19 protein-coding genes are annotated in these 23,071 nt (G+C 44.5%); 13 read left to right on the forward strand and 6 right to left on the reverse strand.

The annotated features are described in order from the left end of the window. The 4 genes from ptsP to OQJ75_RS04175 are packed head-to-tail and all read left to right on the forward strand — an operon-like array spanning position 1 to position 4,790. Positions 1-2,250: a phosphoenolpyruvate--protein phosphotransferase gene (ptsP, locus tag OQJ75_RS04160; protein ID WP_265971146.1), complete on the forward strand. Its 2,250-nt coding sequence runs from the start codon at positions 1-3 to the stop codon at positions 2,248-2,250. 8 nt (positions 2,251-2,258) lie between these two features. After that, positions 2,259-3,050 carry a sulfite exporter TauE/SafE family protein gene (locus OQJ75_RS04165; protein WP_265971148.1) on the forward strand — a complete coding sequence of 264 codons (792 nt, stop codon included), beginning with the start codon at positions 2,259-2,261 and terminating at the stop codon, positions 3,048-3,050. Between the two features lie 57 nt (positions 3,051-3,107). Next, the gene (gene lgt, locus OQJ75_RS04170; protein ID WP_010434825.1) at positions 3,108-3,929 is read left to right on the forward strand and encodes a prolipoprotein diacylglyceryl transferase; all 822 of its coding nucleotides are present in this window, start codon (positions 3,108-3,110) and stop codon (positions 3,927-3,929) included. Positions 3,930-3,938: 9 nt separating this feature from the next. Continuing rightward, positions 3,939-4,790, forward strand: a complete 852-nt coding sequence (locus OQJ75_RS04175; protein ID WP_017056122.1) for a thymidylate synthase — start codon at positions 3,939-3,941, stop codon at positions 4,788-4,790. 580 nt (positions 4,791-5,370) lie between these two features. Here the strand turns inward: OQJ75_RS04175 and OQJ75_RS04180 are convergent. Then, the gene (locus tag OQJ75_RS04180; RefSeq protein ID WP_265971153.1) at positions 5,371-6,516 is read right to left on the reverse strand and encodes a Na/Pi symporter; all 1,146 of its coding nucleotides are present in this window, start codon (positions 6,514-6,516) and stop codon (positions 5,371-5,373) included. Between the two features lie 389 nt (positions 6,517-6,905). On the opposite strand from OQJ75_RS04180, the gene nhaR reads away from it, so the two are divergent. Together nhaR and OQJ75_RS04190 are read left to right on the forward strand one after the other, a co-directional pair. Next, complete coding sequence (gene nhaR / locus OQJ75_RS04185; RefSeq protein ID WP_248374055.1) at positions 6,906-7,796, forward strand: transcriptional activator NhaR; 891 nt, start codon at positions 6,906-6,908, stop codon at positions 7,794-7,796. A gap of 100 nt (positions 7,797-7,896) precedes the next feature. Beyond that, a complete protein-coding gene (locus OQJ75_RS04190) occupies positions 7,897-8,190 on the forward strand; it encodes an ArsR/SmtB family transcription factor (RefSeq protein WP_004735028.1) in 294 nt (97 codons plus the stop codon). Between the two features lie 268 nt (positions 8,191-8,458). Here the strand turns inward: OQJ75_RS04190 and rpsT are convergent, their stop codons facing one another. After that, positions 8,459-8,719 carry a 30S ribosomal protein S20 gene (gene rpsT / locus OQJ75_RS04195; RefSeq protein ID WP_004739529.1) on the reverse strand — a complete coding sequence of 87 codons (261 nt, stop codon included), beginning with the start codon at positions 8,717-8,719 and terminating at the stop codon, positions 8,459-8,461. 251 nt (positions 8,720-8,970) lie between these two features. Between rpsT and murJ the strand changes: the two genes are divergently transcribed. The 6 genes from murJ (at position 8,971) to ispH (ending at position 16,881) form a co-directional block, all read left to right on the forward strand. Further along, positions 8,971-10,533: a murein biosynthesis integral membrane protein MurJ gene (gene murJ / locus OQJ75_RS04200; RefSeq protein WP_323054450.1), complete on the forward strand. Its 1,563-nt coding sequence runs from the start codon at positions 8,971-8,973 to the stop codon at positions 10,531-10,533. Positions 10,534-10,603: 70 nt separating this feature from the next. Then, complete coding sequence (gene ribF, locus OQJ75_RS04205; RefSeq protein WP_265971162.1) at positions 10,604-11,539, forward strand: bifunctional riboflavin kinase/FAD synthetase; 936 nt, start codon at positions 10,604-10,606, stop codon at positions 11,537-11,539. A gap of 63 nt (positions 11,540-11,602) precedes the next feature. Continuing rightward, complete coding sequence (gene ileS, locus OQJ75_RS04210; RefSeq protein WP_265971163.1) at positions 11,603-14,461, forward strand: isoleucine--tRNA ligase; 2,859 nt, start codon at positions 11,603-11,605, stop codon at positions 14,459-14,461. 161 nt (positions 14,462-14,622) lie between these two features. Next, complete coding sequence (gene lspA / locus OQJ75_RS04215) at positions 14,623-15,123, forward strand: signal peptidase II (protein WP_004735054.1); 501 nt, start codon at positions 14,623-14,625, stop codon at positions 15,121-15,123. A 194-nt stretch (positions 15,124-15,317) separates the two neighbouring features. Further along, positions 15,318-15,749, forward strand: coding sequence for an FKBP-type peptidyl-prolyl cis-trans isomerase (gene fkpB, locus OQJ75_RS04220; RefSeq protein ID WP_012603277.1), 432 nt, complete (start codon positions 15,318-15,320; stop codon positions 15,747-15,749). Between the two features lie 175 nt (positions 15,750-15,924). Continuing rightward, the gene (gene ispH / locus OQJ75_RS04225; protein WP_265971167.1) at positions 15,925-16,881 is read left to right on the forward strand and encodes a 4-hydroxy-3-methylbut-2-enyl diphosphate reductase; all 957 of its coding nucleotides are present in this window, start codon (positions 15,925-15,927) and stop codon (positions 16,879-16,881) included. A gap of 157 nt (positions 16,882-17,038) precedes the next feature. Here ispH and btsR read toward each other — a convergent pair whose 3' ends face one another. The 3 genes from btsR to OQJ75_RS04240 form a co-directional block, all read right to left on the reverse strand. Next, positions 17,039-17,770 carry a two-component system response regulator BtsR gene (btsR, locus tag OQJ75_RS04230; protein ID WP_265971169.1) on the reverse strand — a complete coding sequence of 244 codons (732 nt, stop codon included), beginning with the start codon at positions 17,768-17,770 and terminating at the stop codon, positions 17,039-17,041. 117 nt (positions 17,771-17,887) lie between these two features. Beyond that, entirely contained in the window at positions 17,888-19,558 is a 1,671-nt protein-coding gene (locus OQJ75_RS04235; protein ID WP_265971170.1) for a sensor histidine kinase, read from the reverse strand. 280 nt (positions 19,559-19,838) lie between these two features. After that, positions 19,839-21,332 carry a carbon starvation protein A gene (locus OQJ75_RS04240; RefSeq protein ID WP_265971171.1) on the reverse strand — a complete coding sequence of 498 codons (1,494 nt, stop codon included), beginning with the start codon at positions 21,330-21,332 and terminating at the stop codon, positions 19,839-19,841. A gap of 332 nt (positions 21,333-21,664) precedes the next feature. On the opposite strand from OQJ75_RS04240, the gene OQJ75_RS04245 reads away from it, so the two are divergent. After that, a complete protein-coding gene (locus OQJ75_RS04245; protein WP_017098352.1) occupies positions 21,665-22,015 on the forward strand; it encodes a DUF2799 domain-containing protein in 351 nt (116 codons plus the stop codon). 102 nt (positions 22,016-22,117) lie between these two features. On the opposite strand, the gene murQ is transcribed toward OQJ75_RS04245, so the two are convergent. Further along, positions 22,118-23,038, reverse strand: a complete 921-nt coding sequence (gene murQ, locus OQJ75_RS04250; protein WP_265971175.1) for an N-acetylmuramic acid 6-phosphate etherase — start codon at positions 23,036-23,038, stop codon at positions 22,118-22,120. Between the last annotated feature and the right edge of the window lie 33 nt (positions 23,039-23,071).

Below are 23,071 nucleotides of genomic sequence, written 5' to 3' on the forward strand. Positions count from 1 at the left end.
ATGCTCAGTCAACTAAGGGAAATAGTTGAACACGTATCAAGAGTTGAAGATGTGTCGACGGCTCTTGATATTTTGGTTAAAGAGACATGCAGTGCGATGCAGACGGAATGTTGCACCGTGTATTTGGCAAATAATGATATGCAGCGCCTTGAGTTGATGGCAACTCAAGGCCTGATCTTCAAAGGCAATAGCATTCACATTGGTTTTGACGAAGGTCTGGTTGGCCTTGTTAAAAGAAGTGCTGAACCTATCAACCTTGCACAAGCGTCTGCTCACCCTGCTTATAAGTTTTTTCCAGAGCTTGGAGAAAACGTCTATCACTCTTTTCTCGGTACTCCGATTATCCACCGCAAGCAAGTGCTCGGTGTATTGGTCATTCAACAGAAGACCCCGCGTTTATTCAGTGAGATGGAAGAATCTTTCCTTGTCACGCTCTCAGCGCAACTTGCGGTTATTGTGGCGCACGCCCAAACTCAAGGCCATTGGCTGTTAGAGCAACAGAAGCTACCTGCGACTAAAGGTATTGCAGCTTCATCGGGCGTGGCGATTGGTGACTTATGGTGGGACAACACTCAGCCTGAACTTACCGATGTTTATCCTGCTTCGACGCTCAATGTAGAGAGAGAGCATGAGTTGTTGGCGGTAGCGGTTGAAAACGCCCTCAATGACTTTAAGCGTATGCGAAAGCGCTTAGATAGCGAAATCAATAAAGACGCGTTGGCGATCTTTGACCTGTTTACTCACTTACTCAACGATCCTATGTTGCGTAAGGATCTAAAGAGCCAAATCCAGAAAGGCGATAAAGCCGATTGGGCACTAAGACAGGTTGTAGAGAGCTATTCGAACCGCTTTGCTCGTATGTCGGACGTATACCTTCGTGAGAGAGCACAAGACATCCGAGAGCTCGGACAAAGGCTGCTGTATTTCCTCCACAACTCTGAACATGAACTCCGCACGTTAGATAAGCCGATTATTCTAGTGGTTCGTGAGTTAACCGCTTCGGTATTAGCGTCTATTCCCAAAGAAAAGCTCTTGGCGGTTATTTCTTTGGAAGGGGCAGCAAACTCGCACGCAGCGATTTTATCTCGAGCGCTTGGCATACCTTCCGTCATGGGGGTAAATCTTAACTTAGCTCAAGCTAATGGTAAGCGAGCGATTGTTGATGGGTATAGCGGTGAGATCTTTATTGAGCCGACTAAAAGCCTGCTCAAAGAGTATCGAGGGCTAATTCTAGAAGAGAGTGAGCTCTCCTCTATGGTCAATCGCGAGCTGTACCTTCCGGCAAAAACCCAAGACGACAAGCAAGTCGAGATTCTGCTTAATGCGGGTTTAAGTGCAGACACTAACATCGCTATCAACCAAGGCGTTGATGGAGTAGGGCTGTATCGAACAGAAATCTCTTTCTTGTTACAACAAAGGTTCCCGTCAGAAGACGAACAGTTCAAGCAGTATCGTTCTGTGTTGGCAAGTTACCCTGAGAAACAAGTGGTGATGCGTACGCTGGATATTGGTGGAGATAAGGCGTTACCTTACTTCCCAATAGAAGAAGACAATCCATTCCTTGGTTGGCGTGGCATTCGTTTTACCCTTGATCATCCTGACATCTTTATTATTCAGTTACGCGCTATGCTGCGTGCGAGCTGTGATAGTCAGAATTTAAGTATCCTATTACCGATGATTTCGGGTGCTCAAGAGCTGGATGATGCGGTTCAGCTTATAGAGCAAGCCTACGACGAAGTGCATGAACTCGACAACCGAGTGCGTATGCCACGCATTGGTATCATGATTGAAGTGCCATCAATGCTGTATTTGCTGCCGTTAATCGCAGACAAGGTCGATTTTGTTTCTGTGGGTACCAATGACTTAACCCAATATTTATTGGCGGTTGACCGGAACAATTCCCGCGTATCTGATGTCTATGAATCCATGCACCCTGCGGTGATCATGGCATTAAAACAAATTCATGATACATGTAAGCAATATCAATTACCTGTGTGTATTTGTGGAGAGCTAGCCGGTGATCCTATGGGCGCATTACTGTTGATTGGGCTAGGGTACGAAACGTTAAGTATGAATACCTCGAATGTGGCTAGAACCAAATATTTGATTCGTCAATCTAAGCTTAGTGAACTGCAAGATTTGGCAAATGAGGCGCTATCAAAACCATATGGAAGTGACATCTATAGTATGATGCTCAACTATTTCGAAGAGCGTGAATTTACAGGCTTCATTCGAGCGGGTAAAAAATAGGATTTAACGTGTCATACGAACTCATTGGCTTGTTGGCAGGCCTTGGTGCTGTTGTTGGTGTTTTAGCGGGTTTGCTGGGCATTGGTGGTGGTTTGCTGGTGGTTCCAGCCTTACTTTTTTTGCTCCCTAAAGCGGGTATTCCTCAAGAATTTGCGATGCAGATGGCATTGGCGACTTCGTTATCAACCATTATAGTTACGTCAGGATCGTCTGCGATTAATCACTTAAAATTGGGTAACGTAGAGATATTTGTCGTTAAATGGTTGATGCCAGGTGTAGTGATCGGTGGCTTCCTCGGTTCTTTCGTGGCCGATGTGATCCCAGCTCAATATCTACCAAAAGTCTTCGGTGTGATTGTCTTGGTATTGGCGTTGCAAATGCTGTTGTCGATTCGTTCTAAGAGCCAAAAATCGATGCCGGGTTCAGCTAAAACCGTGTTGTGTGGTGGCGGTATTGGTTTGGTATCAAGCTTAGCGGGTATTGGTGGTGGGTCATTATCGGTGCCTTTCCTTAACCATCACGGTGTGGAAATGCGCAAAGCGGTTGGCTCATCATCGGTGTGTGGTTGTGTTATTGCGATCTCGGGAATGCTCGGTTTCATCTGGCATGGTTCTTCTGTCGATGATCTGCCTGCATTTAGCTTGGGCTATGTTTATCTTCCTGCTTTGATTGCAATATCTTGTACTTCAGTCCTAACTACTCGAGTGGGGGCGAAACTGGCCACTCAACTGCCTACCTCTGTGCTGAAGAAATTTTTTGCGGTATTTTTAATGTTTATAGCAGCGACAATGCTGCTGTAGTGTCTTGTCTGTCAGCTGCTGAGCTGACCGTTATTCAATTTAGATAGAGAGCCAAGTATGTCTCAGGGTTTTATCGAATTCCCAAATATCGATCCTGTTCTTATTGAACTAGGACCAATTTCAGTTCGCTGGTACGGCTTAATGTATCTTGTTGGCTTTATGTTTGCTCTTTGGCTAGCAAATCGCCGAGCAGATCAACCCGATAGTGGTTGGACCCGAGAGCAAGTATCAGACTTGCTGTTTGCAGGCTTTCTAGGTGTGGTGCTGGGTGGTCGTATTGGCTACGTACTGTTCTATAACTTTGACCTTTTCCTAGCCGACCCTCTTTACCTCTTTAAGGTATGGACGGGTGGTATGTCTTTCCACGGTGGTTTGCTTGGTGTTATTACTGCCATGTTTTGGTATGCGAAAAAGAACGGTCGAACCTTCTTTGGTGTCGCAGACATGATCGCACCATTGGTTCCATTTGGTTTGGGCATGGGTCGTTTAGGTAACTTCATGAACAGCGAGCTTTGGGGCCGTGTGACTGACGTGCCATGGGCTATCGTGTTCCCTAATGGTGGTCCACTTCCTCGTCACCCATCTCAACTTTATGAAATGGCGCTTGAGGGGATTGTACTGTTCTTCATCTTGAACTGGTTTATTAAAAAGCCGCGTCCTCTTGGTTCTGTGTCAGGGTTATTCCTAGCAGGATATGGTACATTCCGCTTCTTAGTAGAATACGTACGTGAACCAGATGCTCACCTTGGTTTGTTCGGTGGATTTATCTCGATGGGACAAATCCTGTCACTGCCAATGGTTATCATCGGTGTGCTGATGATGGTTTGGGCATACAAACGCGGTCACTACAAAGACGAATTACCACAACAAACGAAGTAAGGAATTGGTGTGAAACAGTATTTAGATCTCTGTCAGCGTATCGTTGATGACGGTACTTGGATTGAAAATGAACGTACGGGCAAGCGCTGCCTAACTGTGATCAATGCTGACCTGGAATATGATGTTGGTAATAACCAGTTCCCTCTAGTAACAACACGCAAGAGCTTCTGGAAAGCGGCGGTTGCTGAACTGCTTGGCTATATCCGTGGTTACGATAATGCTGAAGACTTCCGCAAACTAGGCACTAAAACTTGGGATGCAAACTCTAACCTGAACGAAGCATGGCTGAATAACCCTTACCGCAAGGGTGAAGACGACATGGGACGTGTTTACGGCGTTCAAGGACGTGCATGGGCGAAACCTGATGGCGGTCATATCGACCAACTGAAGAAGATTGTTGATGATCTAACGAACGGTATTGATGACCGTGGCGAGATCTTAAACTTCTATAACCCAGGTGAGTTCCACATGGGTTGTTTACGTCCGTGTATGTACAGCCACCACTTCTCTCTACTTGGTGACACTTTGTACCTAAACAGTACTCAGCGCTCTTGTGATGTTCCATTAGGTCTGAACTTCAACATGGTTCAAGTGTATGTGTTCCTAGCAATCATGGCGCAAATCACTGGTAAGAAAGCGGGTGTGGCTTACCACAAGCTGGTTAATGCTCATATCTACGAAGATCAACTCGCACCTATGCGAGATATCCAGTTGAAGCGTGAGCCTTTAGCAGGGCCAACATTCCATATCAATCCTGAGATTAAGTCTTTAGAAGATTTGGAAACGTGGGTGACGATGGATGACTTCTGGGTTGAAGGCTACGAATGCCACGAAGCGATTAAGTACCCATTCTCGGTGTAATCTAATTTGCTTTGTTTGATTGAAAGGCTGCCTCTGTGCAGCCTTTTTTGTATCTAAATTGCAGTGATTAGTAATCGAGATTCGAGATGCGAAGAGCAAAAATTATATGCTGTGTGGTGCTTTATGTTGCTCGTTTACTCTCAACCCGCATCTGCATTTATCTTCGCTACTCGCTTACACGCACCTCGAATCTGCCCTTTAGGTCGTCATTCCCTAGACTGACGGAGGAAGGAGTAGGAATCTCATTCGTGGTGTGTTTGTGAGATTCCCGATCACGATCATACCTCGCTGTAGGAAATGACAGAGGTATATAGATTCGAGGAAACAAGGTTCGAGGTGCAAATAGGTTGTTTAGATACGAGTATATGAGATGCGGTTTACGAAGAGCGTGTTTAGATTTGAGTATATGAGGTAATTAGATATCAAATACAAATAATCAGATAACGGGATTTTCGTTACTCGTTTACCCGTATCTCGCATCTTCTTTTTGATACTCGCATCCCGTATCTGCAGTACAGAAAAGAAAAAGCCCGCAACCTAGGAGGCTGCGGGCTTTGCTATAAGCGATGTTTGTTTTCTGTTAAGCAGTAAGAGCTAACACGCTACCAGGCAGTACAAGGAATACCGCAACAAGGTAACCAGCTACTACAGCTTTGTTCTTCACAGCCATGTCAGAAATGATGTCAGAAGCTTTAACTGGTAGTTCACGTAGGAACGGGATACCGAAGATGAATACCGTTGCCATGATGTTGAACACCAAGTGTACTAGAGCAATCTGTAGTGCGAATACTGCGAACTCACCAGATACTGCGGTTGCTGCAAGTAGAGCGGTAATACATGTACCGATGTTTGCGCCCAGAGTGAATGGGTAAACGTCACGTACTTTAAGAACACCTGAACCTACTAGCGGAACCATTAAGCTTGTTGTCGTTGAAGAAGACTGAACAAGGATAGTAACGATAGAGCCAGAAGCGATACCGTGGATTGGACCACGACCGATTGCGTTCTTTAGAATCTCACGAGCACGGCCAACCATTAGGCTCTTCATTAGCTTACCCATTACTGTGATAGCTACAAAGATAGTCGCGATACCAAGAACGATAAGCATGATGCCGCCAACAGTGTCGCCAAATGTTGATAGTGGCTCTTTAATCGCACTGACTACAGGTTTAGTGATTGGCTTGATGAAGTTAAGACCACCCATGCTCATATCACCTGTTGCTAGCATTGGAGATACTAACCAGTGAGAAATCTTCTCTAGAATACCAAACGCCATCTCTAGTGGTAGGAAGATAGCAACGGCTAATAGGTTAAAGAAGTCGTGAATGGTCGCACTTGCGAATGCACGCTTGAACTCTTCTTTACAACGAACATGACCAAGACTAACTAGCGTATTGGTTACCGTAGTACCAATGTTTGCACCCATGATCATAGGGATTGCTAGCTCAACAGGTAAACCACCTGCCACAAGGCCAACGATAATTGAAGTAACTGTACTTGATGATTGAATAAGCGCTGTTGCTACTAAACCAATCATTAAGCCTGCAACTGGGTGTGAAGCAAATTCGAAAAGAACCTTTGCTTGCTCGCCTGTTGCCCATTTGAAGCCTGTACCAACCATTGAAACTGAAAGTAATAGTAGGTAAAGCATGAATGCCAAGTTAGCCCAGCGTAGCCAACGAGTTGTGCTCGAGATAGGCGCTGCTGCAGTAGTAGCTTGGTTCATAATGTTTTCTCCATTGGACCGTTTAAGTCTGTGTTTGGTCTGTTTGTTTAATCTGAGCGTGATGTTAGAGAACAAATATTTCAGTAATATTACATTTTGGTTGAGGTGAGACTTTTTTGTGATGATTTGCTCTTTAAATATTAACCCTTGAAACGAGGTGTTATTAACTGTCTGTTTTTATTGATTTTAAACTTGGTTTGGGAACGGTGATATAGATCTTAAAAGTTAGAAAAAAATTGAAAATAATCGCTGAAATATTACATTATGAAATCAGACACTTCGAAAAAACAAGTTGTAAGGATGGTCTTTGTTAGGTTTTTCCGAGTTTGTTGAGTGGAGGTGTCATATTTGATATAAAAGGGTATCTACTCTTTTATTACGGCACATCTATGTCGCACCTCAACTACAACCATCTGTATTACTTCTGGATGGTTTGCAAGCAAGGCTCTGTTACTAAAGCTGCAGAAGCCCTATTTCTAACACCGCAAACAGTAACTGGTCAGATAAAAGCTTTAGAAGAGCGCATGGATGGCAAGTTGACCAAGCGTAATGGCCGCAGTGTTGAGCCTACAGAACTTGGGCAGCTGGTATTTAAATATGCCGATCGTATGTTTGGCCTGAGTTACGAGATGTTGGATATCGTGAATTACAGCCAGCACTCCAATATTCTGTTTGATGTTGGTGTCGCGGATGCGTTGTCTAAAAGGCTTGTCAGTAAGATACTGATGTCGACGATCCCTGAAGATAACAGTATCCACCTTCGCTGTTTTGAATCGACTCACGAAATGTTACTTGAGCAACTATCTCAACATAAGCTCGATATGATCTTGTCTGACTGTCCGGTGGACTCTAGTCAAAGCCCTGGCTTGTTTAGTAAGAAGCTGGGTGAGAGTGGCATGAGCTTTTTCAGTTCAGGCAAGGTTGAGGGCGTTAACTTTCCTGCAGTATTAGAACAAAGAAAGCTTTTGATTCCTGGTAGCCGAACCTCAATGGGGCGTAAAGTACTGCAGTGGTTTGATAGACAAGGACTTAAGACAGATATTTTAGGTGAGTTTGATGATGCCGCATTGATGAAGGCTTTTGCTCGTTATCATCATGACGCAATATTCTTAGCACCGACGCTTTATATGTCTGAAGTTGAAGAAGATACATCACTGCAACTATTAGGTGGTATTGAGGAGTTAAAAGAGGAGTACTACGTCATATTTGCTGAGAGGATGATCCAACATCCAGCAGTAAAAAACGTATGTGACGCAGATTTTAGCAAATTGTTCGAATGAGTTAGTTTGTTAATGAATTGATATCGATTATCATAGCTCCACCGTATGCCGAAAATATTGATAGCCCGTAGTTGGCGTGAAGGTTGTAGGGAGCCAAACTATGAACTTAAAAGAGATGGAGAAGAACTCAGCACAAGCTGTGATTCTACTCAAAGCTATGGCTAACGAGCGTCGCTTACAAATTTTGTGCCTATTACATGGTACTGAACTGTCGGTTGGGGAGTTGTGTGGCAAGTTGGAACTGAGTCAGTCTGCTTTATCTCAACATCTTGCTTGGTTGAGAAGAGATGGTTTGGTCGAAACTCGCAAAGAAGCTCAAACTGTGTATTACACATTGAGTAGTGAAGAAGTAAAAGCGATGATTAACCTACTACATGGTATTTACTGCAAGTAGCTTATTGCTGGTGGGAGGGGAATTTCTTATCAGCGATAGAATGACACAAGGAAGTGTTAGTATTTCACGTTGAACGTTAATGTTTATCTACCTATCTACGTACCAATTTTCTTCTCTACTTGTTTTCCTGATTTATTTATCTGCTTAACTGTTTATCGGTAAGAGAAATAGGCTGTTAGCACGTAAAATAAAGCGTTACTCAAAATTTAGATATAAAAAAACCGGCCAAGGCCGGTTTTTTTCGTTTTACGTTGTAATCAAATTTCTATTAAAGAGCTTTGATTGCAGCAGCGAAACGAGACTTATGACGTGCAGCTTTATTCTTATGAATAAGGCCTTTAGTCGCCATACGGTCTAGAAGTGGTGTAACTTCTACAAGAGCAGCAGTTGCAGCTTCTTTATCACCAGCTGCGATAGCTGCGATAGTCTTTTTCATGTAAGTGCGCATCATAGAACGACGGCTAGCATTGTGCTGGCGACGTTTCTCAGCTTGGATAGCGCGCTTCTTAGCAGATTTACTGTTTGCCAAGGGTCTAACTCCCAAAAACTTAGTTCGGTGACAATTTAAGGGCGAGGACTATCCCTCATTAGCGCTTAATTGTCAAATGATTTGTGCAAAAACCAATCGTAGCCAAACAAACTTTGGTATGGAAAGGTCATCGCGGTTAAGATGGCGGGGATTCTAACAGCATTTTTAGACCAATGCTAATAAATATGCTTCTTAGGACAGGATAGTATTTATCCTCGCTTGAAAGTAATCAACCAGTGTCAGAGGTTTCTGTGAGTAAAAGACTATTAAAGTCAGGCCTGATTGTCAGTGCAATGACTTTTGTTTCCCGTGTATTGGGGCTAGTACGTGATGTAGTAGTAGCAAATTTGATGGGGGCAGGAGCGAGTGCCGACGTATTTTTCTTCGCTAATAAAATCCCTAATTTCTTACGTCGACTTTTTGCAGAAGGTGCTTTTTCTCAAGCGTTTGTACCGGTACTAACAGAATATCACGCTGCAGGTGACAAAGATAAGACACGAGATTTAATTGCTAAGGTGTCGGGTACGCTCGGGGTTTTAGTGTCTATAGTGACCGTTATTGGGGTATTGGGCTCCGGTGTGATCACTGCGATGTTTGGTGCCGGTTGGTTTATCGACTGGCTGAATGACGGACCAGCAGCTCCAAAATTTGAACTTGCGAGCTTTATGCTCAAGATTACCTTCCCTTATTTATGGTTTATCACCTTTGTTGCTTTATCTGGTGCGATTCTCAATACATTAGGTAAGTTTGCCGTCTCTTCTTTTACACCTGTGTTCTTGAATGTGATGATCATTGGCGCAGCATGGTTTATCTCTCCTAATTTAGAGCAACCGGAAATTGGATTAGCTATCGGTGTGTTTCTCGGTGGATTAGTCCAATTCCTTTTCCAAATGCCGTTCTTAATAAAAGCGGGTGTGTTGGTTAAACCTAAGTGGGGCTGGAGAGATCCGGGTGTGGTTAAGATCCGCACACTAATGATCCCTGCTCTTTTTGGTGTATCGGTCAGCCAAATCAACTTACTGTTTGATACCTTCATTGCTAGTTTCCTCGCGACAGGCTCTATCAGTTGGTTGTACTACTCAGATCGATTGCTTGAATTTCCACTAGGGTTATTCGGTATCGCGATTGCGACGGTTATTCTTCCTGCTTTATCTCGTAAACACGTTGATTCTGAAGGTGAAGGGTTTGCTCACACCATGGATTGGGGAGTGCGCATGGTACTGCTGTTAGGTATTCCTGCGATGTTCGGTCTTATTGTGTTAGCAAAACCGATGCTGATGGTGCTGTTTATGCGTGGTGAGTTTTCTCCCCATGATGTTAATCAGGCTTCCATGTCTTTAGTGGCGTACGCTTCAGGCTTGCTGAATTTCATGCTTATTAAAGTATTGGCTCCCGGCTATTACTCTCGTCAAGACACCAAAACACCGGTGAAGTACGGCATCATTGCGATGGTGACTAACATGGTGTTCAACGCAATCTTCGCTTATTTCTATGGTTATGTTGGTTTGGCAATCGCAACGGCCTTGTCTGCCTTTGTGAATATGGCCTTGCTGTATCGGGGTTTACATCTTGCGGGTGTCTATCAATTAACTAAGACAACCTTGTTGTTTAGTGCCAAGTTGCTTGCCTCTGGTGTAGTGATGGTCGCAGCCATTTTATGGCAGTTGGATAATATGCAACAGTGGCTGGAATGGGGTTTCAGTCAGAGAGCACTGACACTAACAGGCTTGATCGCACTTGGCGCCTTTGCTTATATTGTGTCGATACTGGTTTTAGGTATCCGAGTAAAACATTTAAAAGCAGCGACAGATTAATATTGATTAGTATATAATCCGTCGGTTTCACACAATAAATGATGCAAATAACAGGTTTTAGCTGATCACAATGGAACTGATCCGAGGTATACACAATATTAAAGCACAGCATTATGGCTGTGTATTAACCATAGGTAACTTCGATGGTGTTCATTTAGGGCATCAAGAGGTTCTGAGTCAGGTTTCTAAACAAGCTGCAGCATTAGGGCTTCCTTCTGTTGTCATGACGTTTGAACCGCAACCTATGGAGTTGTTTGCCAAAGGTAAAGCGCCAGCACGTTTAACTCGCTTACGAGATAAATATGTGCAGCTGAGCAAGCTAGATATCAGTCGTTTATTGTGTGTTAATTTTAATCAGTATTTTGCTAGTTTATCCGCGGAAGCATTCATTAAGGATCTTTTGGTTGATAAGCTTGGCGTGAAGTTTTTGGTTGTTGGTGACGATTTTTGCTTTGGCAAAGGCCGTACAGGCAATTTCGCTATGCTTAAAGACGCGGGCGAAAAATATGGTTTTGAGGTGGTAAGCACCCAAAGCTATTGCTTAAACCAATTACGAGTAAGCAGTACTGAAATAAGAAACGCATTAGCGGTCGATGACCTGGCTGCAAGTGCTACCATGTTAGGACGTGATTACAGTATTAGTGGTCGAGTGTCCCATGGTCGAAAACTAGGGAGAACTATCGGTTTCCCTACCGCTAATATTCCATTAAAGCGTTGTGTTTCTCCTGTATCGGGAGTGTATGTTGTTGAAGCATTGGATATCGACGGTGTTCCTGTCGGTGGCGTTGCTAATATTGGACAACGACCAACAGTTAATGGGGTAAGGCAGCAATTAGAAGTGCATTTTTTTGACTTTAAAGCCAATTTATATGGTAAACAGTTAGAAGTACGACTTTTGCACAAACTGCGCGACGAGATAAAATTTGAATCGTTCGACGCTTTAAAGAATCAAATAGAATTGGATGCTGAAGCCGCAAGGGTGTGGCTGCTTCAGCTAAAGAATTAGTCGGATGATTCCACCGATTAACATAATGTCTAACTTCGCCCAATATAACGGAATTAAGAATCGATGAGTGATTATAAAGATACCCTGAACTTACCAGAAACAGGGTTCCCAATGCGCGGCAATCTGGCAAATCGTGAACCAGAAATGCTTAAGCGTTGGTACAAAGAAGACCTTTACGGTGAAATCCGTAAGGCAAAGAAAGGCAAAAAATCTTTCGTGCTGCATGACGGCCCTCCATACGCGAACGGCGACATTCACATTGGCCACGCGCTGAACAAGATTCTTAAAGACATTATTATTAAATCTAAGACCCTTTCTGGTTTTGATGCACCGTACATCCCTGGTTGGGACTGTCACGGTCTTCCAATCGAGTTGATGGTTGAGAAAAAGAAAGGTAAGCCTGGTCAGAAGATTTCGGCTGCTGAATTCCGCGAAGAGTGTCGTAAGTACGCTGCGGGCCAAGTTGAAGGTCAGAAAGAGAGCTTCAAACGTCTTGGTATCATGGGCGAGTGGGACAAACCTTACCGCACTATGGATTTCGGCACAGAAGCGAACATCATTCGTTCTCTAGGCAAGATCGCAGACAAAGGTCACCTTCTTAAAGGTTTCAAACCAGTTCACTGGTGTACTGACTGTGGTTCTGCTCTGGCTGAAGCTGAAGTTGAATACAAAGATAAAGTTTCTCCATCTATCGATGTGAAATTTACAGCAGCTGACGAAGCGGCTCTACTAGAGAAATTTACTCTAGCGGAAGGCCACGCTGGTCAAGGCGAAATCTCTATCGTTATCTGGACAACAACACCATGGACTCTGCCTGCTAACCGCGCAGTATGTCTACGTGATGATCTTGAATACGTATTGATCCAAGTTGAAGCGAATGGCGAACAGCCTGCTCAACGTATTATTGTTGCTTCTGAACTAGCAAAAGACGTAATGGATCGTGCGGGTATCGAGCGTTTCCACAACCTTGGTTTTGCGACTGGTGCTGATCTTGAGCTTTCTCAGTTCAACCACCCGTTCTACGACTTTACTGTTCCAGCTGTTCTTGGTGACCACGTTACAACGGATTCAGGTACTGGTGTGGTTCACACTGCACCTGGTCACGGTCAAGAGGATTTCGTGGTTGGTAAGAAGTACAACCTAGAAATCGCTAACCCAGTAGGCTCAAACGGCGTTTACCTGCCAGATACTGAGCTATTTGCTGGTCAGCACGTATTCAAAGCGAACGATTCTGTTTTAGAAGTTCTAAAAGAGAAAGGTGCACTTCTGCATCACCACGCTTACGAGCACAGCTACCCACATTGTTGGAGACATAAAACTCCAATCATCTTCCGTGCAACACCACAATGGTTCATTTCTATGGATCAAGCTGGCCTACGTGCAAAAGCACTAGAGTCAACGAAGAATGTTGAGTGGATGCCGGAGTGGGGTCAAAGCCGTATCGAAGGTATGATCGAAGGTCGCCCTGAGTGGTGTATCTCTCGTCAACGTACTTGGGGTGTGCCAATTGCTCTGTTCGTTCATAAAGAAACATCAGAACTTCACCCAGATAGCCCAGCTCTTATTGAAAAAGTAGCGAAGCTTGTGGAAGAAAAAGGCATTCAAGCTTGGTGGGATGTAGATGCTGCTGAACTGATGGGTGCTGAAGACGCTGACAAGTACGAGAAAGTACTTGATACGCTAGACGTATGGTTCGACTCAGGTGTAACGCACTTCTCTGTTGTGGATTCTCGTGAAGAGTACAACTTCCCTAATGAAGAAAGAACGCACAGTGCAGATCTTTACCTTGAAGGTTCTGACCAACACCGTGGCTGGTTCCAGTCATCTTTGATTTCATCTATCGCGATGAAAGACGAAGCACCATACAAGCAAGTGCTAACGCACGGTTTCGTGGTTGATGGCAACGGCCGTAAGATGTCTAAATCTATCGGTAACGTTGTTGCTCCTAAAGATGTAACCAACAAGCTAGGCGCAGATATTCTACGTCTATGGGTTGCTTCTACGGATTACACTAACGAAGTTGCGGTTTCTGACGAGATCCTTAAGCGTTCAGCTGATGCATACCGTCGTATTCGTAACACGGCTCGTTTCTTCCTAGCTAACTTGAACGGTTTCAATCCTGAAACTGACCTAGTACCTGCTGAAGAAATGGTAGCACTTGATCGCTGGGCTGTTGGCCGTGCTCAAGCTGCACAAGAAGAGATTGTTAAAGCATACGGTGAGTACAACACTCACGGTGTGACTCAACGTCTAATGCAGTTCTGTTCTATCGAAATGGGTTCTTTCTACCTAGACGTAATTAAAGACCGTCAGTACACAGCGAAACAGGGCAGCCATGCTCAACGTAGCTGTCAAACGGCGCTTTACTACATTGTAGAAGCTCTAGTTCGTTGGATGGCGCCTATCATGTCGTTCACTGCAGATGAAATCTGGAACGAGATGCCTGGCGAACGCGACACGTTTGTATTCACTGGCGAGTGGTTCGAAGGCCTATTTGGTCTTGCTGATGACGAAGAGCTAAGCAACGAATTCTGGACTGAAATCCAGTCAGTTCGTGGCGCAGTGAACAAGCTTCTTGAAGATGCTCGTAAAGAGAAAACGATCGGTGGTGCATTGCAGGCTGAAGTGACTCTATACGCTGACGACGCACTGGCTGCTAAAATCAACAAGCTAGAAGATGAGCTACGTTTCGTACTTATCACCTCTGCTGCTGTTGTTAAGCCGCTTAGCGATAAGTCTGATACAGCTCAAGCGACAGACGTTGCAGGCCTATACGTTGAAGTTGCAGCAACTGAAGCTGAGAAGTGTGACCGTTGCTGGCACCACACTCCAGATGTAGGCACAATCGAAGGTCACGAGAAAATTTGTGGTCGTTGTGTGTCGAACATCGACGGTGAAGGCGAAGTGCGTAAGTTCGCATAACGACTCAGAGAAAGACTGAACTTTTTGTAAAAATCATAGCCCCAGTATCAACTGGGGTTATTTTTAATTATAGGAAATGTGTTTAACCAAGCTGACTTCTCGTGTTCATTCTTGAGAGTGGATAATGAGATGATTTGACTGAGTAGATACTAGGAATAGAAATGAGTGAAGTTTCGTTAAAACAATCTGGTGTGCGTTGGTTATGGCTGGCTCTGTTGGTCTTCCTTGCAGATATTGGCATCAAACTATTCGTTATGGACAATATGGGTTATGGCTGGGCAAACCGTATTGAGGTGTTACCATTCTTTAACTTTTTGTATGTCCATAACTATGGTGCAGCATTTAGCTTTCTGAGCGATCAGAGTGGCTGGCAACGTTGGTTGTTTACTGGTATCGCCTTTGCGGTAACTGGCATGCTGACATACTGGATGAGTAAACTACCTGCGGCAGAGAAGTGGAATAACATTGCTTATGCGATCATCATTGGTGGCGCTGTTGGTAACGTATTTGACCGAGTAGTACACGGCTTTGTTGTCGATTACTTAGATTTCTACTGGGGTACTTACCATTGGCCTGCGTTTAACTTAGCGGATATGGGGATCTGTATCGGTGCTGCGATGATCATCTTAGATGGCTTTCGCAAGAAAGATGAAAGCAAATAGGCTACTCAGGCATTAATGAGTATTAAGTAAATCGCTTTTAAATAGATTGCCCTAAAGTCAGTCTATGACTCACAGAATAGAATAGCCCTAAGCGCTGTCGGTTGATTCCGACGGCGCTTTTTTTTATGCTTCAGTCAACAAGGAAGCAAAGCACAGCGCATCCTCAAATAATAAAGAAATCTAAGGAAAGTAACGTGGCAGCAATTAAAAATGATTCAGCAGTAACTCTACATTTTACGATTAAAATGAAGGATGGTTCAGTTGCCGATAGCACCGAAAATATGGGTAAACCCGCTAAGTTCGTTATGGGTGATGGTAGCCTAAGCGAAAACTTTGAACAGTGCCTGATTGGTCTTGAAACAGGGACTGAAAAGTCTATCGAATTGAAGGCGCAAGACGCCTTTGGTATGCCAAATCCAGATCATATCCATCATATGGATCGTGCTAAGTTTGTTGGCGATTCTGAAGTCGAAGTTGGCACTATTATGGCTTTCTCAGGTCCTGATGGTATGGAAATTCCAGGTATTATCACTGAGATCGCGGGTGATTCAGTGACGGTTGATTTTAATCATCCATTAGCAGGCCAAGACGTTACGTTTGACGTCAACATCTTAGCAGTGGACTAACTATTTTAGCGGTGGATTAACTATCTTAGCTGTTAATCACTATCTTAACAGTAGAATAACATCGCCTTACAGCTGTGATGTCACCCAGAGCTTCACTGTCTAGGCGCTTCACTGTAGAATGCGAACCTCGCTGACGGCGAACTCTATAGAAACAACCTTAGTACCGCGGTAAATGATGAGCAATGAAATGAAAATAATGTTAGCTAACCCTCGTGGCTTTTGTGCCGGTGTCGACCGTGCGATCAGCATCGTAGAACGCGCACTGGAAATGTATCAGCCACCGATCTATGTTCGCCATGAAGTGGTGCACAACCGCTTTGTTGTTGAGGGGCTCAAGCAGCGTGGTGCTATTTTTGTCGAAGAACTGAGTGAAGTGCCAGACGACAACATTGTGATCTTCTCTGCTCACGGTGTCTCTCAAGCGGTTCGTAAAGAAGCGAAAGAGCGTGAACTCACGGTATTTGATGCAACATGCCCATTGGTAACCAAAGTACATATGGAAGTTGCTCGTGCGAGCCGCAAACATATGGAAGTGGTACTGATTGGTCACGCAGGTCACCCTGAAGTTGAAGGCACTATGGGTCAGTACGCTAGCCAAACTGGTGGTATGTACTTGGTTGAGAGACCTGAGGACGTGCAAAACCTAGTGGTGAATGATCCGAGTAACCTGCACTACGTTAGCCAAACTACTCTATCAGTTGATGAAACAGCTGATGTGATTGAAGAGCTACGTCGAGTGTTCCCTGAGATTCAAGGCCCACGCAAAGACGACATCTGTTACGCAACTCAAAACCGTCAAGACGCAGTGCGTGAGATGGCGAATGACGTTGATGTAGTGATTGTTGTTGGTTCTAAGAACTCATCTAACTCGAATCGTCTAAAAGAGCTTGCTGAGAAGCTAGGCACGCCAGGCTACCTAACGGACTGTCCTGAAGACATTCAAACAGAGTGGGTTGAAGGTAAAAAGAAAATCGGTGTAACAGCCGGTGCTTCTGCTCCTGAAGAGTTGGTAAACCAAATCTTAGATCGTATTCGTGAGCTGGGTGCTACCGAGGTTGAAGAGATTCAAGGTCGTGAAGAGAACATGTTCTTCGAAGTACCGAAAGAGCTGCAGATTAAGCAAGTCGACTAATCACTATTGATGTGTGACAAGATCGATTCGTAACTCTATCGATTCGCAAACACTATCGATTTGTAAACACTATTGATTTGTAAACAGCAGGAAGCCAACGTTGATGCGTTGGCTTTTTTGATCGTGCATTGGAGCCGGTTGTCGAGTTTCGAACGGGTTACTGGAGACCGAATAGCTCTTTCAGTGTCTTGAGGTAGCGGCGGCTGACAGGCACTTCAAAACCAGTCAGTGTGATGATCTCCGCTAATCCATTCTCTAGCAGTTTGATCTCTTGGATCGATTTTATGTTGATCAAATATTGTCGATGACAGCGGATCAAATCGGTTTTTTCTTCCAAAATCTTTAGCGTTAACTGTGAGGTCGCGGTTTGCGATGAGCTACGAACATGCACACCACTGATATCGGAATAAGCGCACTCGACCGTTTGGCTCGCCATGATCACAATGCGGTTATGACCAATACACGGGATTTGCTCTAAGTGACAAGGAGCAATCGCTGAGATGTTCTGTTCTGGCGCTTTCTGATTTTGTTTGATGACTTTATTCAGGCGACAAACACTCTTGTTTAATCGACAAGGCTCGACTGGCTTAAGTAGGTAATCAAAAGCGTTATCTTCAAATGCTTGAATCGCATATTGGTCGTAGGCAGTGACGAATACCACGTAAGGCATGGTGTCTGGGTCAAGCATGCTTAACAGTTCAATCCCGGTAACCTGCGGCATTTGGATATCCAAATACACCACATCAGGCTTGAGCAGATTGATCTGTTTCAGTCCTTCGATCGCGTTACTCGCTTGGCCAATGATTTCTACTTCACCGGTTTCAGTCAGTAGCTCAATCAGCTCTTCGCGAGCAAAAAGTTCATCATCGACAACTAATGCCTTTAACATCCTACAATCTTCATCTTGGTTCTATCCCTGCTTGATTCACGTTTATCTTCTAAATCTGTCTTTTAAATATGGCTTTTAAATGTAGCTACCCAGAAGCTATCACCTACGAAAAACCCATTATTTTAGTATAGGTATGATAAAGCTCATTCGAGTAAATTGCTGTGGTTGAGATTCTATTTTTAGTGCTGAATCTTTTCCAAAGAAATTAGTGAGTCGTTTATCAACAATTTCCATACCTAATCCAACGTGATCTTGAGATGGCTTCTGATAATTGCCCGCGTTGTCTTCAACAGTTAACTTGAATCCACCCTCGAAAGCCTCGCTAAAGATCTTCACTTTGCCGCCTTCCAGCATGTTTGAAATACCATGCTTGATAGCGTTTTCGACCAGTGGTTGCAGGGTAAAGCTCGGAAGTTGCGACTCATACAGTTGTGGGTCGATATCCCATTCCACTTCCAATCGGTCAGTAAAACGTGCCTTTTCAATGGTTAGATAAGCGTTAACGTGTGCCAGTTCGTCTTTGAGTTTCACAGTATTGATGTTCTGTTTCAGGTTACTTCTAAAGAAGTGAGACAGATGCTGAATAAGCTCTCGTGCTTTATCTGGGTCACGACGAGTTATTGCGCTGATGGTGTTGAGCGCATTGAACAAGAAGTGCGGATTCACTTGAGCGTGCAGCAGTTTGATTTCTGCTTGTGTCAGTAGCGTTTGCTGTTGCTGATAGTTGCTAAATAGGATCTGGCTCGATAATAGCTGAGCGATACCTTCCCCCATCGACATGTTGATGGTCGAGAATAGTTTCAGTTTTGGCTCATAGAGTTTGATGGTACCGACCACTTCGTTACCCGCGCGCAGTGGGATAATTAGAGCAGAGCCCAATTTACAATCCTGCGACAAGGAGCATTGGTATGGGTTCTCTTTGCCATCAAGGTAGATGATGTCGTTTTGTTCCATCGAAGTAAGGGTGCTTTGCGATGAAATCGGAGTATTTGGAATATGGTGTTCATCACCAATGCCAACGAACGCGAGGATTTTTTCTCGGTCGGTAATCGCTACCGCACCGACGTTAGTTTCCTCGTAAACGATACGCACGATTTTTTGTGCATTATCTGAATTGAATCCACCATGCAAAATACCCACTGAACGCTCGGCGATGGTTAATGCGCGACGTGAGAAGGTCGCTGAGTATTTTTCGAAGATGGTTTTACGGTCTTGGATGATGCTCATAAACAGCGCAGCACCGACTGAGTTAGCAATGATCATTGGCGCCGCAATATCGGAAACCAGAGCATAGGATTGCTCAAATGGTTTCGCGACAGCAAGCAGAATCAGCATCTGAATAATCTCTGCAAACAGGGTTATCGAGAAAACCACCATCGGATTAAACAGCTGGCTGGCTTTGTTTTTTCTGACTAAGTAAACGTGTAATAGGCCACCAATTAAGCCTTCTGCCGTAGTGGAGATAGCACAAGCTAGATCGGTGAATCCACCCAAAGAGTAACGATGGATACCGCCAGTAAAGCCGACCGCAAAACCAACCACAGGGCCGCCAAACAGGCCGCCCATTACCGCACCCATTGCACGCGTGTTGGCTATCGCGTCATTAATCTGCAAGCCGAAATAGGTGCCCATAATACAGAATAGAGAAAACAGAACATAACAGCTGACTTTATGGCTTAAGCGTGAAGAGATGCTCAACAAAGGCAGAATCAGTGGTGTTTTACTTAGCATGTAAGCAATCACTAAGTAGACACAGGTTTGTTGCAGCAGAGAGAGAATGAGTTCCATATTTTCACCTATTGAGACGCATGTTAAGTGTAAAGCTCATTGCGCAGTAACGGTAGCTTTGCTTGCGTTTTCGTTGGCTATATTGCTTGGTTATTGCTTCAGAAAGCTGGAGTATCAAAATTGATGTGCGAATGTTGATGTAACTAGGTTGAGATACAGTAAAGCCCATCACGGTGGATGGGCTTTAGTCTTATTTTCCACGAATCACCGAGTGATTACGGGAGCAAGCGAAGTGTGTTTGGCTTGTTCTTTTGTCTCTTCTTAAAAAAGTTTTCAAGAACTAGGCGGTTTTAGTCACGCCCTTTGCTTCTTTCTCTTCTTGTTCATTAGCTAGGTCGATATCGCCTTTGCCTTTCGAAATTTTGATAACGTAAGCCGCAACACCGAATGCACTCACCACACCGATGATGGTTGAAAGCTGCATTGGTAGACCAAAACCTAGTTGGCTGTTGTTCAGGATGAATGTGATACATACAGACGTCATGAAGATAGCTGGAACCGTTGTTACCCAGTGCAGTTTGTTGTGACGAAGTAGGTAAGCTGAAGCTGTCCACAACATCATTACTGCCGTTGATTGGTTAGCAAAACCGAAGTAGCGCCAGATGATACCGAAATCTACTTGAGTCAGGATGCCACCAAGAACGAACAATGGTAGAGCCATTAGTAGGCGGTTACGCAGAGTTTTCTGTTCCATGTTGAAGTATTCAGCAAGGATAAGACGGCTTGAACGGAACGCAGTGTCACCAGAAGTGATAGGTAGGATAACCACGCCAAGGAAAGCAAGGATACCGCCAAATACACCCAGTAGACCAAATGAAGCGCTGTATACCACGTTACCTGGGCCGCCGTTTGCAATCGCGTCAGACAAAGACTCAACTGAACCGAAGAATGATAGAGCAAGTGCACACCAGATTAGAGCGATGATGCCTTCACCAATCATTGCTCCGTAGAATACGAAGCGACCGTTCTTCTCGTTTTCCATACAACGCGCCATCAAAGGAGACTGAGTTGCGTGGAAGCCAGAAATCGCACCACAAGCGATAGTGATGAATAGAGCTGGCCAAAGTGGTAGGTCATTCGGGTTCATGTTGGTGAACATGTCTTTGATCTCGAAGCCACCCATAATTTGGTGCTCGTCAGATAGACCAATCGCAGTGATTAGGCCAACAGACATAAAGATAAGCAGTGCACCGAACAGTGGGTAGAAGCGCCCAATGATTTTATCGACAGGGACAATCGTTGCGATGATGTAGTAAGCAAAGATGATAACAACCATAGTGCTTGTAGACATTGCAAAATCAGTTTGGTCGTTTACTAGGTTGGTGATCATGCCTGCTGGAGCAGAAACGAATACCACACCAACAAGAAGCAGTAGAACAATGGCAAAGATGTTCATAAAGTGTTTTGCGCCATTGCCTAGGTAACGTCCAGTGATGGTTGGAACCGAAGCACCGCCATTACGGATAGATAACATACCTGAGAAGTAGTCGTGTACTGCACCTGCGAAGATACAACCTAGTACAATCCAAAGCATTGCTGATGGGCCGTAAAGGGCGCCCATGATAGGGCCGAAGATTGGACCGACACCTGCAATGTTAAGCAGCTGAACTAGGTAAACCTTTGGGGTCGACATTGGAACGTAGTCCACGCCGTCTTGCTTGGTATGAGCTGGTGTTTGACGCTTTTCATTGATACCGAAGATCTTCTCGATAAAGGCACCGTAAATAAAGTAGCCACCAATGAGTGCTGCAACACAGGTAAGAAACCACATCATAATTTGTTATCCCTGAATGTATTAATTAAGTCAGGGTGTATATTAAAGAAGAGTATGAGAAGAAACTTCCGCTATGAGAGTGAGTGGTCGAATAGTCAATTAAGTGGTGTTATAACTGATTGAGTGGTTTGCTACGTTTGTAGAGCGGTTGGTTATTCGTGTTGAGAAGTACCTTACTTCTGACAAGTGGTGACTTATCAGCTTTAAGCGGTCACCGATAGATATCAGTGGCAGATAGCAGACATCAGTGGACATCAGCCAGTGTTCAGCGGAGAATTACCACAAAGGCAGCGCTTCGTAAGGAAGTGGCTAGGTAAATATAAAGGATTGAAATGAAAAAGATAATAGCACTATTCGCCGTGGCATTTAGCCTTGCAGGATGCAGCGCCAATGTTCAAGATTTAGCAGCTGAAGGCAATTGGCAAGAGATTGGCTATCGTGATGGTATCAAAGGCCACACTCAGCGTTCGTATTCAGAGATGACTGAGCTTGGCGCTGTCGATCAAGCGAGTTACACAGAAGGTTATCACCTAGGTGTGACTGAATATTGTAATCCGAACCATGCTTATCAGATTGGTTTATCTGGTCAGGTGTATGAAGGCGTGTGTTCTGGTACGGAAGACGCTCAACGTTTCCGCATGGAATGGCAACGCGGCTGGGACGAGTTCTCAAACGACTATTAAGCCCAAGCTAGCGATGAAAAATTAAAACTAAAAAAGACCAGTACCGCGTGTGTACTGGTCTTTTTGTATGCAGCGAGAGTAACGCTCACAACAGAATCTAGATTACTGATTATTCTCGACTGCTTTTCTCAAGAAGCCATTTTGCTTATCAAGCTGAGCCTTGGCCAGTTCTAAATCTAGCCCTGTTAGAATCATCAAAATCGATAGCTTCACATCGTAATCAGTCGCTTTAAGTGTCGACACCGCCAGTGCTTTATCGCACTCCGTTGCTTGGATAACGATACGAGCAGCGCGGGCAACCAACTTCTCATTGGTCGCTTTTACGTCGACCATCAAGTTCTGATAGCTCTTACCAATACGAATCATGCTCGCAGTGGTGAGCATGTTAAGTACCAGCTTTTGTGCTGTCCCTGATTTTAAACGGGTTGATCCCGTTAAGGCTTCTGGGCCAACCACCGGGCTAATTGCGATTTGAGCGGTTTCAGCAATTGGAGAGTCAGGGTTACAAGACAATGCAACGGTCACCGCGCCAAGCTGATTGGCATAGTTGAGTGCACCAATCACGTAAGGTGTGCGACCACTGGCAGCTATACCCACCACGACATCATTTTCTGAAAATTGAATCGCTTTCAGATCTTCAATACCGAGAGTTAGCGAGTCTTCTGCGCCTTCTTTAGCTTTTAAAATCGCCTCTGGTCCGCCAGCGATTAGGCCGATAACCATCTTGTCTGAGACGCCGAAAGTCGGCGGGCATTCTGATGCGTCTAACACACCTAATCGACCACTGGTGCCTGCGCCCATATAAATCAGTCGACCACCGTTTTGAAAGGCATGAGCAATTTTATCTACCGCTTTCGCGATCTGCGGCAGTTCCGCTTCAATCGCCAGTGGGACTTGTTTGTCTTGTTGGTTAATCTTTTCAACCACTTCGAGAGAGGTGAGCAGATCAATATCCATAGTATCAGGGTTTCTCCCCTCCGAAACGAGGTGCGAGAGCGCTGATATGAGAGCGTCGTTACTCATAATGATCCTTAAATGGTGATTCTAAAATGATGG

The organism is Vibrio sp. 14G-20, from assembly GCF_026241515.1.
Classification (GTDB): domain Bacteria; phylum Pseudomonadota; class Gammaproteobacteria; order Enterobacterales; family Vibrionaceae; genus Vibrio.